The organism is Frankia sp. ACN1ag (assembly GCF_001414035.1).
Lineage (GTDB): Bacteria > Actinomycetota > Actinomycetes > Frankiales > Frankiaceae > Frankia > Frankia torreyi.
The window spans coordinates 1-12,334 of sequence record NZ_LJPA01000026.1; the positions used below are offsets into that span (position 1 = coordinate 1).

A 12,334-nucleotide genomic window follows, 5' to 3' on the forward strand; every position below is an offset into this window, starting at 1 on the left:
GGCCGCAACCACGTCGCGTACCCCGTCGGCGTCCCACGCGTACTCGTTCAACAACCGCTGCATCTTCTGCGGCCCGGACTCACGGCTGAACTCCGCCAGCGTCCACCCGTTCTTCCGCTCGGTCCGAGACAACAACCCCGCCACATACGCCCGCGCCTGCGCCCGGGGCTGATCAGACCGGAAACAGCCTTCCACCCGGCCGAACAGCTCCTCCAGCCCCGCCTCCCACATCGCTACATCCACCTCGGATACACTCTGAGCCGCGGCCACCNCGGTCTCTCNCTTTGTTCTCANAAAACATGGAGAAACACACGGTGGCCGCTCTTCCGTCCACACCACGCCGCACTCGAAGCAAGAGATCACACACCGACCACTGTCGCTGTAGTACTAGGACCGAGAGGCTGTCGACGTGGGCGAGTTGTCCCGTTCGGCAGGATCGCGGCCGGGGCGCGCCGAGCCGCCTGCGGGCACCGGCTCTCCACCCCAGGCGGCGTGTCGCAGATCACATCCGGAGAATGGGGTCCACAGAACAACCCTGATCGGCTTCGATGGACGTCGACAGCAGCGATCAAGATCGTTTCAAGGTGCGGGGTAAGTACGGGATGATCTAGCCTTGGCCACGCCCTGAGGACCCTGGAAGTGGCTGTCTACCTGCGGGTTTGGTGGACCATGTGTACCAGCATACGAACCGGTTGATCTTGATTCCCGGTCCCGAAATCACCGTCCGGCCGGTCGCCACACGGACCCTGACCTCGGACGATGTTCCGTGACCGCGCCGACCACTACATCATCTACCGCATCGAACAAGCGTTCCGAATTCCTGGCGGTGCCGGACGCTTCCGCCCGTCTTGTGACCGTGATCGTCAGCGTGGTGGTCGCGTTGACGTTCTGCTTCGGGTTCGGCAATGTCCTCCCGCTCGGACTGCGTCTCAGAGTTTCTGCACCTTGACCCGAACGAGTCACTATCTAACCCTGAGGGAGGCCCGCTGATCACATTGGTATCCTCGGGCCCATTCAGCCACCGGTGCGTCTCAGCGCAAGGGTGCGAAGGTGGCTCGGACATCGGCCACGAATCCGTGGGGCTGTTCGAGTGCGGTGAAGTGGCCACCGGCCGGAAGTTCGTTGAAGTAGACGACGTCGCTGTAGCGGCGTTCCAGCCAACGACGGGATTTCCGCACATGCTCCTTCGGTGACATCGTGAATCCGACCGGCAGCTTCGTGGGGGATTCGATGGTCGCGGGGGTCGACCAGCTGGCCTGCTCGAGTTCCCAGTAGAGGCGGGCGGCGGATGCGCCGGAGTTGGGTAGCCAGTACATCATGATCTCGTCCAGCAGCTCATCGAGGGTGAACGTGGCTTCCGCGTCACCCGGGGTGCCGCAGGTATCCTGGATCATGGCATAAACCCAGGCGGCCTGGCCCACGGGTGAGTCGGCGAGCGAGTAGCCGATCGTCTGCGGGCGGGTCTGCTGCTCTTTGGCGTAGCCGGACAGGTTGTCCCAGAAGTACCGGGCGCTGCGCAGCATGGCTTGTTCTTCCGGTGTCGCGTCCGCGATCTCATCCGCGGTCGGCCCGAACATTGCGAAGTTCAGGTGCATTCCCAGCAGGGCTGCCGGTTGCCGACGGGCGATCTCATCCGTGACTCCACNACCGAGATCGCCGCCTTGGGCGGCCCACCGGTCGTAGCCGAGCCTTTCCATGAGAACGATCCACGCTCTTGCGATGCGCTGGAGGTTCCAGCCGGTCTCGGCGGGCTTGGCGGAGAACCCGAAGCCGGGCAGCGTGGGGATGATGAGATGAAACGCGTCCCGGGGGTTTCCCCCGTGGGCGGCCGGATCGCTCAGCGGGCCGACCACCTTCCGGAATTCCAGGATCGACCCGGGCCAGCCATGAGTCATGATCATTGGTAGGGCCTCCGGTTCGGGGGACCGGATGTGCAGGAAGTCGATCGGCAGGCCGTCGATGGTCGTCCGGTACTGACCAGCCTCGTTCAGCCACCGTTCCGTCGGCCGCCAGTCGTAACTGTCCCGCCAATGCTCGACCAGGTCCCGCAGCCGTTCCAGGGTCGGGCCCTGACTCGAGTCGCTCACGGTCCGACCGGCCGGCCACCGGGTGAGGACGAGACGGCGGCGAAGGTCGTCGAGCTGCTCGTCAGGGATGGCGAGGGTGACGGGCTCGATGGTGTCGTTCATCGGTGATCCCCCTTCGGGGCGGTCGCGTATGATGTGTACGATACCGTACCGTACACATTGGAGTCGATCTGTGCCTGCTCCCGCCGCCCGTCGGACCACGGCTGACCTCGGTCGGCCCTCTCGCCGTGGCGAGGCGCGCCGGGGAGCGATCCTGGACGCGGTCGCGGAGCTGGTGACGGAGGTCGGCTACGAACGCGTGACCGTCGACGCGATCGCGGCACGAGCCCGGGCCTCGAAGACCACCATGTACCGACACTGGCCGGGGAAAGCCGAGCTGGTCGCGGACGCTCTGCGCCNCCGCGCGGAGAGCAACGACCCGGAGGTCACCGACATGGGCACACTGCGTGACGACCTCACCGCCGCGGTCGCCGGCATTGTGCGCACCCTCACGGGAGCGCCATCGCTCCTCGGACTACTGGAGGGGATCCGCGACGATGCGACCTTGCGGAGCCTGGTCCGATCCCAGATCGATGAGAACGCCGCGGACGTCGGCNGGGCCATCTGCACCCGTGCGACCGCACGCGGGGAAAGCGTCAACCTCGCCTCGGCCGACCGGGTCATGTCCCTCGCCGTTGCCGCGCTCTTCATGGACATTCTGCTCACTGGCGCCGCGCCCGACCCGGCCGCGCAATCCGCCCTCATCGACGATGCACTCATGCCCATCCTGCGGGCCGTGGAGCAATGACCAGCGGGCACACCCTCAGCCGCGTGACGACTGCCTCCGCCCCATGCGGCCGGGTGGGCGCGTGGGCGGAGAGATTGCCGAGACGCAGCCGCCGCTCGAAACGCTGGCGAAGCTCAGCAAGGCCACCGGTTTGACCTTTGACCTTCACGTCGCCAATGGAGCCGTCGAGATCGTTCAGGTCGCCAAGGCCGCCGCTCGCGGCTTCACGTTCGTGTTCGACTCGACCGTGCTCACCGCCCTCTCCTACGCTCGGCCGTTGGTCGAACAGCTACTAGCGCGCCACACAGTGGGTGATCGACCGGCCGACATCATCGTCGAGGCCGAGCAGGATCTTGCACTACTACAGCTCACGTCCCATCGCTTGCCGGGTGCACGGATCTACACGATGGCGCAGGCCCACGGANCGCACGACAGGATCGACGAGCTTCTCCGCATCCCNCCCGCAGNCACGACCGTGGAACCGGTTGAGGTCGGGGCAAGCGAAGAAACAGTGACTGCTCGCCGGGCGCGGGGCGGACGCATCCACCCGGCGCCCGGCAGGGAAGGGTCGCACGGGCAGGCAGAACAGCGCCGTGCTCGGCGGGGCGAGGTGCGCGCGGGGCCTTGTCTAAAGTGGATCTGTGGAAGGACCTACTTCCTATCGGGGCCCCGCGTTCTACGTCTCAGCACCCCAGAGCCGTGACGCCCCGCGACCACTACCGAGCGTGGCGACCCGTTATGGGGAAAGCGAGGTGCCGTGGCCGAGGCGAGGGTCGGTATCGGACGTCACCGCCAGAGCCCGGGCCGCCTGGAAGCCCCGGCAATGTACGAACCGGGCCTTTGCGCCCGCTGACCTGCACCCACAGAATCCTGACCATCAAACCGATTGATAGGTCAAACCTATTTGCCCAGGTCGGACGCTAACTACGCAGCGTGGTGGGGCGGGTGGGGCTCGAACCCACCATGGACGGCTTAGGAGTCCGTGGCTCGGGGGCGTAGCCGGATCGCCGTGCCCGCCACAACCTGCCAGACCTCGTCGGAGGCGGCGGCGAGCTCGGCGTTGAGGCGACCGAGCGCGTCGCGGAAGCGGCGGCCGGCGGCCGTCGGCGGCACCACTCCGGAGCCGACCTCGTCGGTGACCGCGACCACGCGGCGTGGGGTGTGCCGCCACGCCTCGATCAGCTCGCTCGTGCGGGCCGCCAGCTCCGGGTCGTCGAGTGTTGCCGCGACCCACAGCCCGATCCCGTCGATGAGCAGCGGCGGTCCCGGCGAGCGCAGCAGCGGCACCAGATCGAGGGTCTCCACGGTCGTCCACGCCGCCGGTCGGCGCTCGCGGTGCGCAGCGATCCGCACCGACCACTCGGCGTCCGGGGGAGCCGTGGGGTCTGGGGGCACCGACGTGGCGACGTACACCACCGACGGCTCGGCGAGCAGCCGGCGCTCCGCCTCGGCGGACTTCCCCGACCGGGCCCCACCGGTGATCAGTACCCGGTGCGGCGGGGGCGTCGCGGAGCTCGGAGATGCGGCGGGGCGTGTGAGGTGCGGGGCGGGAGCCGGGGACTGGACGGCTGGGAGCGGGGCGCGGGGCACCAGGTCGAGGACGGCACCGTCTTCGGGCGCCTGCGCGCCGAGCAGGGCGAGGCGGCGGCCCAGCTCGTCGCCGGGGGGATTGCGGTGGCTCAGGTGGACGGCGAGCACCTGGGTGCCCTCGACCACGGCGCCGCGGCGGCGCAGCTCCGCGACGACCTCGGCGAAGGTGTCGAGGCCGAGGTGCTCGCCGAAGCCCGGCCGGTCCCCGTTGTTCTCCTCCAGCAGCACCACGTCGTAGGCCCGGCCGGCGACGGCGGCGAGGGTGGCCGCCGGCAGCGGTGCCGCGGTGTCGCAGCCGTAGAGCAGCCGGCCGCCGTCCGGCGCAGTGACGTCGTAGAGCACCCCCGGGCCGATGCTCGCGTCGCCGTGCCGGGCGGCCAGCGGCCGGACGAGGTAGCCGGCGCCGTCCGCACCGAGCCGCAGCGGTGCCCCTGCCGGCCCGGTCTGCGCCGTCGGCTCCTCCGTCGGCCCGGTCTCGGCCGTGGGCCCGGCATCCTCCGCCGATGCCAGAGCGGTAACGAACCGCAGGGCGGAGCCCTCCCGGGTCGGGTCGGTCCCCTCCCACCGGGTCAGGAACTCGCGACACACCGCCAGCGCCGCGGGCGGCCCGACGACGTCGAGCGGCCGACCGGCGGCGGAGGACCACGACCGCCACATCAGGCTCTCCGGACCGAGGTGGTCGGGATGCGCGTGGCTGATCAGCAGGTGGCGCAGGCCGGAGAGCCGGACACCGAGCCGGGCGGCGGTCCGCGGCACGTCGGGCCCGCAGTCGATGAGCAGCGCGTCGTCGACGAGGACGGCGGTCTGCCCGCGGACGGCGTGCTCCCGCGCCCAGGCGCAGGACGCGCAGTCGCACCACGGGTTCGGCCAGCCGTCCGCCGAACCCGTGCCGAGCAGCGTTACCCGCACCGCCGCCGCGTCCGGCTCAGACGTGCGGGTGGCGCTTGCGCTCCCACCGGGTCATCAGCGCAAGCACCGCCGCCAGCAGGAAGATGGCCACGAAGGTGACGATCACGGCAGCCCACCAGGTCAGGGGCGGATCATGCTCCGCGGACTCGGCGGCGAAGGCTGCAGCGTTGTAGACGGTCGTTCCCACGCGGGTTCTTCCTCCTCGACCGGATGTACCGGATGTGCGCTCGACGTCGCACGTCGTTCCATGTCCTGCCGGGGCAGACGTTACCGGCGTCGTGGACATCCTGACGCGGGTGCCCGCGTGCGCGCCAGTGGCGTGCGGCACCGAACCGCCGGTCCGCTCGGCCGATCTGCCGCGGAGTATCGGCCCTGGCGAGGCCGACGACGGGCGGCGCGCTGATCCGGGGCGCCGCGCCGCTGCGGGGCACACGGTTGGATGGGTCCACCGGTCGAACGATCGGGCGATCGCGCAAGGCGGCCGGCCGACTCGGGCCGCCCGGGAGAAGGGACCCACGCATGACCTGGACCTGGCGTTACGAGGGCGACGACGGAACGATCACCACGGTCGGCGGTGCGTCGAGCTCCGAATCCTTCACCAGCCAGGGCGACGCCGAGACCTGGCTCGGGGAGACGTGGCGCGATCTGCTCGCGGCGGGCGTCGTCCAGGTCACCCTGCTCGACGCCGGACGGCGGATCTACGGCCCGATGAGCCTGCGCCCGGTCACCTGATCCCGACCGGGGCCTTGACGGCCTTGAGGGCCTTGACCTCACCTGGCCTTGAGGTATGACGCTGGCGGGCATGACCTTCTCCGGTGCGACGGCGGTTGTGCTGGGTCCTGGCGGCCTCGTCGGTACCGCGTGGCTGCTCGGGTTGGCGGCCGGGCTCCGCGCCGACGGCGTCGACCTCGCCGAGGCCGGCTTGGTCGTGGGCACCTCGGCGGGCGCGATCGCCGGGGCGGTCCTGGCCACCGGCGGCGACCTCGACCGCCTCGCCACCCTGCCCGGCCCGCAGCGGCGCCCGGATTCCCGGCTGATGGCGGAGGTGTTCACCACCCTCGGCGACTCTGGGCTCGACCCGGCCGAGGCCCGCCGCCGCGTGGGCAGGATCGCGCTCACCGCCCCGACCGTCCCCGAGCAGGTGCACGTAGCAGACGTGCGGTCCCTGACCGGAACAGGGGACTGGCCGGGCCGGCCGATGCTGATCACCGCTGTGGATGTCGAGACCGGCCGGCCCGTCGTCTGGGACCGCACGAGCGGGGTGGCGTTGCCCGTGGCCGTCGCGGCGAGTTGCGCCATGCCCGGCGCCTACCCGCCGGTCACGGTCGACGGCCGCCGCTACATGGACGGTGCGCTGGGTGGAGGGTCCCACACCCACCTGGCCGCCGGCGTCGCCACCGTCGTGGTGATCGAACCGCTGGCACACAGGTTCGGGGCCGCCGCTGCGCCGGCCGGTGCCACCACCGTCGTACGGATCGCGCCCGACGAGGCTGCGCAGAACGCCTTCGGCCCCGACCCGGGTGACCCGACTCGCTGGCAGCCCGCCTACCAGGCCGGCGTGAGCCAGGCCGGCGAAGCGGCCGGACGCCTCCACCTGACCACGTAGACCATCACCGGCGCCGGCGGTGACGCCCGCGCCGGCGGTGACACGGGCCGTGATGCGGTCGCCTTCGTGTCCGTTGACAACGGCCAGGCTAACGGTGTTAGCTGATGCTGCGGCTAACGGTGTTAGCCGATCTGTCGTCCCGGAGGTGCAGTCCCATGACCGAGCAGCGTGACCAGGCGTCGTCCCGTTCCGGCGGCGCGCACTACCTCGCGCCCGGCTGGTTCACCCGCAACGTGGCCAACCGCCTCGTGGCGCTCGTGACCCGGGCCGGCGTGAGCGTGCTGGGCAGCCGGGTGCTGGAGGTACGCGGCCGGACCAGCGGCCAGCCGCGGCGGACCCCGGTGAACCTGCTGACCCACGAGGGGCGGCAGTACCTGGTGTCCGCCCGTGGCCACGGGCAGTGGGTCCGCAACGTCCGTGCCGCGGGCGGCGAGCTGACCTTGCTGCGGGGGCGTTCGCGTACGCTCTACCACGCCGACGAGCTGGCCCCGGCGGACAGCGTCGCCGTGTTGCGGGCCTACCTGAAGCGCTGGAAGGCCGAGGTCGGCGCCTTCTTCGACGGGGTCGGGCCCGACTCCACCGACGAGGAGATCCGCCGGATCGCCCATCGCCATCCGGTCTTCACACTGACCGCGCGCTGACCGGTCGATGCGTCGCCCCGGCGCCGCGGGAGGCAGGGGACCGGGCGCGCGAGAGAGGGACGGGACGGATGGGGACGCCGCAGGGTCCGGGCCGGCTGCCGCTGGCGCCCGTCGCGCCCCGGCCCGCACTGGCGTCGCCCTCGCCGCGGGTCGGCGAGATCATCGCGGTCGCGCGGGAGGTGCTGGAGAAGGAGGGCGCGGCGGCGCTGACGATGCGCCGGCTCGGCGAGCTGCTGGGCATCCGCGCCCCCTCGCTGTACAAGCACCTCGCCGGCAAGAACCAGCTCGAGGCCAGGCTGGTCGACGCCGCCCTGGTCGAGATGGGCGACCTGCTGCATGGCGTCGTCGACCGCGCCGACGCCGCGAGCGTGCTCGGCGACCTGCTGGCCGCCTACCGCGCCCACGCCCGCGCGCACCCGAACCTCTACCGGCTGGTCACCTCCGGCCCGCTGCGCCGCGACCAGCTCACCGCGGGGGTGGAGGACTGGGCGGGGGAGCCTTTCTACCGGGCCACGGGGGAGCCCTACCTCGCGCAGGCGCTGTGGGCGGCGGCGCACGGCACGGTCATCCTCGAACTCGACGGTCGGTACCTGCCGGGCTCCGACCTGGATCGGACCTGGGCCGCGCTGACCGCAGCGTTCAGCCGACCCGTCGCCGGCGCCTGATTCCGTTCCCGCCGCGTCACGCCCGCCCCGCGGCCGAGGGACGTCACGGGCCGCCCAGCCGGCTGCTCAGGGCGGCCCCCTCGGCGAGCTCGCGGCGCAGCACCGCGCGGGCAACCTCGACTTCCGGCCGCGCGCTTCCGGCTCGCTCGACCTGCGTGTGCTCGACGGCCGGGCGTCCGGCTCCCGGCCGGGGTGCCACCGCCGGCCCGGCGGATCCGGCCCGCAGCAAACGTTTGGTGGCCGCCACCGCGGGCGCCGGGAAGGCGCCGATGCGCGCGGCGAGCTCGCCGGTGACGGCGTCGAGGTCGGCGTCGGGGCAGCGGCGGATCGCCAGGCCGTACTCGACGGCCTCGGCGCTGCTCACCCAGCGCGAGGTCAACAGCAGCTCCGCGGCCCGCTGGGCGCCGACCGCCCGCGGCAGCAGCACCGAGCTCATGGCCTCGGGCACCGTCCCCAGCTCGGTGAACGGCGCCCGCAGCCGCGCCGACTCCGCGACCACCACCAGATCGCAGTGCAGCAGCATCGTCATCCCCAGGCCGACGGCCGCCCCGTGCACCCCCGCGACAAGCGGCTTGGACAGGCCGGCCAGGGCGAGGACGAGCGCCTCGAAGTCGGCGACGAGCCGGCCGCGGTCGGTGCCGGGGAGCTCGGTGAGATCCGCGCCGGCGCAGAACGCCCGCCCGGCGCCGGTGAGCACGACCACCGCCACCGCCTCGTCGCCGTCCGCCGCCACCAGCGCCGCCCGCAGCGCCCGGTAGGAGTCCGCGGTCAGGGCGTTGAGCCGATGAGGACGGTTCAGCGTGAGCCACCGGACCGGTCCGGCGTCGCGGGCCAGGACGAGCTCACCCGCCGCCGGCGGGGGTAACTCGCCTTCGGCGGAGGTCGGGTCGGCTGTGCTCACCGGTCACCTCGATCGGGCTCGGCGGCGGCCTCAGCCACGTTGGATGACGTCGGCGAGCACGTCGTCGATCCGCTTGAGCAACGCCGGGTCGAGGGTCACCCCGGCCGCCTTGACGTTCTCCCGCACCTGCTCCGGCCGGGAGGCGCCGATGATCGCCGAGGCGACGTTGTCGTTCTGGAGCACCCAGGCGACGGCGAGCTGGGCCATGCTCAGGTCGGCGTCCGCGGCGATCGGGCGCAGGTCCTGCACCGCGGTCAGGACGTCGTCGTTGAGCAGCCGCGAGATGAACCGCTCGCCGGTTCCGCCGGTGGCGCGGCTGCCGCTCGGCGGCGGCTGACCGGGCAGGTACTTGCCGGTCAGCACGCCCTGCGCGATCGGCGACCAGACGATCTGGGAGATGCCGGCCTGCTCGCTGGCGGGCACGACGTCGGCCTCGATGGTGCGCCACAGCATCGAGTACTGCGGCTGGTTGGAGATGATCCGGTCCAGACCCAGCTCGCCGGCGATCCGCACGGCGTCGGTGATCTGCTCGGCGGACCACTCCGAGACCCCGATGTAGAGCACCTTGCCGGCGCGGACCAGGTCGTCGAAGGCCCGCAGCGTCTCCTCCAGCGGCACCGTCGGGTCGTAGCGGTGCGCCTGGTAGACGTCGAGGTGGTCGGTGCGCAGCCGGCGCAGCGAGGCGTGGGCGGACTCGATGATGTGCTTGCGGCCGAGGCCCTTGTCGTTCTCGCCGGGGCCGGTCGGCCAGTAGACCTTGGTGAACAGCTCGTAGGACTCCCGGCGGACGCCCTGGAGGGCGTCGCCCAGGACGGTCTCGGCGCGGGTGCCCGCGTACACGTCCGCGGTGTCGAAGGTCGTGATGCCCTCGTCGAGGGCGGCGCGCACGCAGGCCGTCGCCGCGTCCGCCTCGATCTGATCACCGTGGGTGATCCAGTTTCCGTAGGAGATCTCGCTGACGGACAGGCCGCTGCGCCCCAGGCGCCGATGCTTCACGTCACAAACCTACGACGGCGTCCACCCACCCCGGCGAGGGTCCGCGTAACCCACGCCGGGGCTCGCAGCCCAGCTGGGGGCTAGGGTCGCGCGTCGCCGCGGGACACCCGCGGGCGGGGCAGCCGCCAGCGACGCGGCAGCAGGGCCCGCTGGGCGGCGTAGGCGCGCACCCGCACCCGCGAGTCCGGGTAACGCTCGGCGACCTTGCGGCTCACCTGCCAGGAGAGCACGATCGAGTCGACGACGACCGCGATGATGCCGAGCAGCATCAGCAGGGTCGCGGCGAGCCGGACGACGCCGTTCGGGATCAGCCCACCGACGAAGTAGACGACCGCGGCCACCAGGAAGAACGGGCCGACGGTGAGCCGGGTGTCGACGAGGTCGCGCGCCAGCACCCGCTCCGGGGCGCGCTCGCGTGGCGGCAGCCGGCTGACGTCCCCGGACATCATCGCCGCCCGGTACTCCTGGCTCTGCCGGCGGCGGGCGGACTTGGCGTCCTGACGACTCGCGCCCTTGCCCGTCGGCGCGGCGGTCTTGCCACGGGCGGCCCGGGCCTCCGAGCGTTTCGGCGTGGGTCGCCCCTTCGCCGCGGTGCGCCGCGGGTCGGCAGACGGGTCCTGCTCGTCGAGTTCGACCTGCTCGGCGAGTGGTTCGGACTCGGCGGAGCCACGCCGCTTCAGCAGGGCCATCAGGGCAGAGCCAACATCTGATCGAGTGCCTTCCGGGCAAAGGTGGCCACGTCCCGGTCGACGGCGATCTGGTTGACCGTCTCGCCGCGGACGAGTGACTCCAGCGCCCAGACGAGGTGCGGCATGTCGATCCGGTTCATGGTGGAGCAGAAACACACCGTACGGTCCAGGAAGACGATGGTCTTGTCGGGGTGCCGCTTCGCCAGGCGCTGCACGAGGTTCAACTCGGTACCGATGGCGAACGCCGAGCCGGCGGGGGCGGCGTCGACGACGGAGATGATGTACTCGGTGGAGCCGACCAGGTCCGCCGCCGTGACGACCTCCCGGCGGCACTCCGGATGCGCCAGGACGGTGATCCCGGGAATGCGGGCGCGCACCTCGTCGACGCTGTCGCGGGTGAAGCGCCCGTGGACCGAGCAGTGCCCGCGCCAGAGGATCATCTTCGCCTCGCGCAACTGGCGGTGGGTCAGCCCGCCGCCGGGGCGGTGCGGGTCGTAGACGACGCAGTCCGCCTCGGTCATCCCCAGCTCGCCGACGGCGGTGTTGCGCCCGAGGTGCTGGTCGGGCAGGAACAGCACGCGGGCCCCGCCGCGCTCGCCGAACGCCCACTCCAGCGCCCGCCGGGCGTTCGAGGAGGTGCAGATCGTGCCGTCGTGCCGGCCGGTGAACGCCTTGATGGCGGCCGAGGAGTTCATGTAGCTGACGGGGACGGTGTCCGCGGCGACGCCGGCGTCGAGTAGGTCGTCCCAGGCCTGCTCGACCTGCTCGGCGGTGGCCATGTCGGCCATCGAGCAGCCGGCGGCGAGGTCGGGCAGGATGACCCGCTGGTGTGCGCCGGTGAGGATGTCAGCGCTTTCGGCCATGAAGTGCACGCCGCAGAAGACGATCGCCTCGGCCTGCGGGCGCGCGGCGGCCTGCTGGGCGAGCTTGAACGAGTCGCCGGTCACGTCGGCGAACGCGATGACCTCGTCGCGCTGGTAGTGGTGCCCCAGGATGAAGACCCGGTCACCGAGCGCGGTTTTTGCGGCGGCGGCGCGGGCCGCGAGGGTGGGATCGGCGGCCGGCGGCAGCTCGCCGGGGCAGTCGACGCCACGTTCGCTCGCCGGGTCCGACCCGCGGCCGAGCAGCAGCAGGGCCAGCGGGGACGGGGTGACGCCCACCTGCGCGAGGGCCGGATCCCGCCCGAGGGTCGGATTGATCGTCATGGCGCTCCTCTGGTCGACCGGCCCGCAGCCTGGCCGCCTGGTCGTCCGCGCCGACCGACCGGCGATCCCGCCGGGGCCGTCCGCGAATGGTCGATGAGACTCTAACTCCCCGCGACCATCGTATGTGGAGCTCCGCCGGTCGGGCGCCGGCTTGTCCGGGTTGTTCGGGTTGTTCGGGCCGTTCGGGCCGTTCAACCTGGTTCCGGTCGCGGACGTGAACGGGGTCACGAAGGTGGCCGGAGGCGATCGGAGGTGATCGGAGGTGATCGGAGGTGATCG

At 71.7% G+C, this 12,334-nt stretch carries 15 protein-coding genes and 3 pseudogenes; 9 read left to right on the top strand and 9 right to left on the bottom strand.

Annotated elements, in window-relative coordinates:
• The coding region (locus tag UK82_RS21450; RefSeq protein ID WP_161849153.1) for a transposase at positions 1 to 231 on the bottom strand (231 nt) is incomplete at its 3' end.
• Positions 232 to 766: 535 nt separating this feature from the next.
• On the opposite strand from UK82_RS21450, the gene UK82_RS34130 reads away from it, so the two are divergent.
• Positions 767 to 949 (top strand): hypothetical protein, encoded by a 183-nt coding sequence (locus UK82_RS34130; protein WP_082122336.1) that lies wholly within the window; start codon positions 767 to 769, stop codon positions 947 to 949.
• An 82-nt stretch (positions 950 to 1,031) separates the two neighbouring features.
• On the opposite strand, the pseudogene UK82_RS39250 reads toward UK82_RS34130, so the two are convergent.
• Together UK82_RS39250 and UK82_RS39255 are read right to left on the bottom strand one after the other, a co-directional pair.
• Positions 1,032 to 1,645, bottom strand: a pseudogene (locus UK82_RS39250) (epoxide hydrolase); the annotation flags it as partial.
• Position 1,646: 1 nt separating this feature from the next.
• A pseudogene (locus UK82_RS39255) lies at positions 1,647 to 2,189 on the bottom strand (epoxide hydrolase family protein); the annotation flags it as partial.
• Between the two features lie 31 nt (positions 2,190 to 2,220).
• On the opposite strand from UK82_RS39255, the gene UK82_RS43040 reads away from it, so the two are divergent.
• The 4 genes and pseudogenes from UK82_RS43040 to UK82_RS39260 all read left to right on the top strand — a co-directional run.
• The coding region (locus UK82_RS43040; RefSeq protein ID WP_396230610.1) for a TetR/AcrR family transcriptional regulator at positions 2,221 to 2,485 on the top strand (265 nt) is incomplete at its 3' end.
• Positions 2,486 to 2,520: 35 nt separating this feature from the next.
• Positions 2,521 to 2,682 (top strand): hypothetical protein (locus tag UK82_RS43045; RefSeq protein WP_396230611.1); only part of this gene is annotated, 162 nt, incomplete at its 3' end.
• A 1-nt stretch (position 2,683) separates the two neighbouring features.
• Positions 2,684 to 2,874, top strand: a pseudogene (locus UK82_RS43050) (hypothetical protein); the annotation flags it as partial.
• Positions 2,875 to 2,935: 61 nt separating this feature from the next.
• Positions 2,936 to 3,277, top strand: a 342-nt coding sequence (locus UK82_RS39260) for a hypothetical protein (protein ID WP_236706254.1), incomplete at its 3' end; no start/stop codon positions are given.
• Between the two features lie 548 nt (positions 3,278 to 3,825).
• Here the strand turns inward: UK82_RS39260 and UK82_RS21470 are convergent.
• A complete protein-coding gene (locus UK82_RS21470) occupies positions 3,826 to 5,352 on the bottom strand; it encodes a bifunctional adenosylcobinamide kinase/adenosylcobinamide-phosphate guanylyltransferase (protein ID WP_044888470.1) in 1,527 nt (508 codons plus the stop codon).
• A gap of 16 nt (positions 5,353 to 5,368) precedes the next feature.
• Positions 5,369 to 5,539 carry a hypothetical protein gene (locus UK82_RS34135; RefSeq protein ID WP_009742877.1) on the bottom strand — a complete coding sequence of 57 codons (171 nt, stop codon included), beginning with the start codon at positions 5,537 to 5,539 and terminating at the stop codon, positions 5,369 to 5,371.
• A gap of 332 nt (positions 5,540 to 5,871) precedes the next feature.
• Between UK82_RS34135 and UK82_RS21475 the strand changes: the two genes are divergently transcribed.
• The 4 genes from UK82_RS21475 (at position 5,872) to UK82_RS21490 (ending at position 8,264) form a co-directional block, all read left to right on the top strand.
• On the top strand, positions 5,872 to 6,084 hold the full coding sequence (locus UK82_RS21475; protein WP_044888471.1) for a hypothetical protein: 213 nt from the start codon (positions 5,872 to 5,874) through the stop codon (positions 6,082 to 6,084).
• Between the two features lie 70 nt (positions 6,085 to 6,154).
• Entirely contained in the window at positions 6,155 to 6,958 is an 804-nt protein-coding gene (locus tag UK82_RS21480) for a patatin-like phospholipase family protein (RefSeq protein ID WP_044888482.1), read from the top strand.
• A 155-nt stretch (positions 6,959 to 7,113) separates the two neighbouring features.
• Positions 7,114 to 7,599: a nitroreductase family deazaflavin-dependent oxidoreductase gene (locus tag UK82_RS21485; RefSeq protein WP_044888472.1), complete on the top strand. Its 486-nt coding sequence runs from the start codon at positions 7,114 to 7,116 to the stop codon at positions 7,597 to 7,599.
• A gap of 68 nt (positions 7,600 to 7,667) precedes the next feature.
• On the top strand, positions 7,668 to 8,264 hold the full coding sequence (locus tag UK82_RS21490; RefSeq protein ID WP_044888473.1) for a TetR/AcrR family transcriptional regulator: 597 nt from the start codon (positions 7,668 to 7,670) through the stop codon (positions 8,262 to 8,264).
• A gap of 43 nt (positions 8,265 to 8,307) precedes the next feature.
• Here UK82_RS21490 and UK82_RS21495 read toward each other — a convergent pair whose 3' ends face one another.
• From UK82_RS21495 to nadA, 4 genes are all read right to left on the bottom strand, one after another.
• On the bottom strand, positions 8,308 to 9,165 hold the full coding sequence (locus tag UK82_RS21495) for an enoyl-CoA hydratase/isomerase family protein (protein WP_055408960.1): 858 nt from the start codon (positions 9,163 to 9,165) through the stop codon (positions 8,308 to 8,310).
• Positions 9,166 to 9,195: 30 nt separating this feature from the next.
• Complete coding sequence (locus tag UK82_RS21500) at positions 9,196 to 10,161, bottom strand: aldo/keto reductase family protein (RefSeq protein ID WP_044888474.1); 966 nt, start codon at positions 10,159 to 10,161, stop codon at positions 9,196 to 9,198.
• Between the two features lie 80 nt (positions 10,162 to 10,241).
• Positions 10,242 to 10,850 carry a DUF3043 domain-containing protein gene (locus UK82_RS21505; protein ID WP_044888475.1) on the bottom strand — a complete coding sequence of 203 codons (609 nt, stop codon included), beginning with the start codon at positions 10,848 to 10,850 and terminating at the stop codon, positions 10,242 to 10,244.
• Positions 10,850 to 12,055, bottom strand: coding sequence for a quinolinate synthase NadA (gene nadA, locus UK82_RS21510; protein ID WP_055408962.1), 1,206 nt, complete (start codon positions 12,053 to 12,055; stop codon positions 10,850 to 10,852). The genes UK82_RS21505 and nadA overlap by 1 nt, the downstream gene beginning before the upstream one ends.
• Between the last annotated feature and the right edge of the window lie 279 nt (positions 12,056 to 12,334).

Coding starts and splice junctions, on each gene's coding strand:
- UK82_RS21475 (WP_044888471.1), top strand. CDS start 5,872: ATGACCTGGACCTGGCGTTACGAGGGCGACGACGGAACGATCACCACG.
- UK82_RS21480 (WP_044888482.1), top strand. CDS start 6,155: ATGACCTTCTCCGGTGCGACGGCGGTTGTGCTGGGTCCTGGCGGCCTC.
- UK82_RS21485 (WP_044888472.1), top strand. CDS start 7,114: ATGACCGAGCAGCGTGACCAGGCGTCGTCCCGTTCCGGCGGCGCGCAC.
- UK82_RS21490 (WP_044888473.1), top strand. CDS start 7,668: ATGGGGACGCCGCAGGGTCCGGGCCGGCTGCCGCTGGCGCCCGTCGCG.
- UK82_RS21505 (WP_044888475.1), bottom strand. CDS start 10,850: ATGGCCCTGCTGAAGCGGCGTGGCTCCGCCGAGTCCGAACCACTCGCC.
- nadA (WP_055408962.1), bottom strand. CDS start 12,055: ATGACGATCAATCCGACCCTCGGGCGGGATCCGGCCCTCGCGCAGGTG.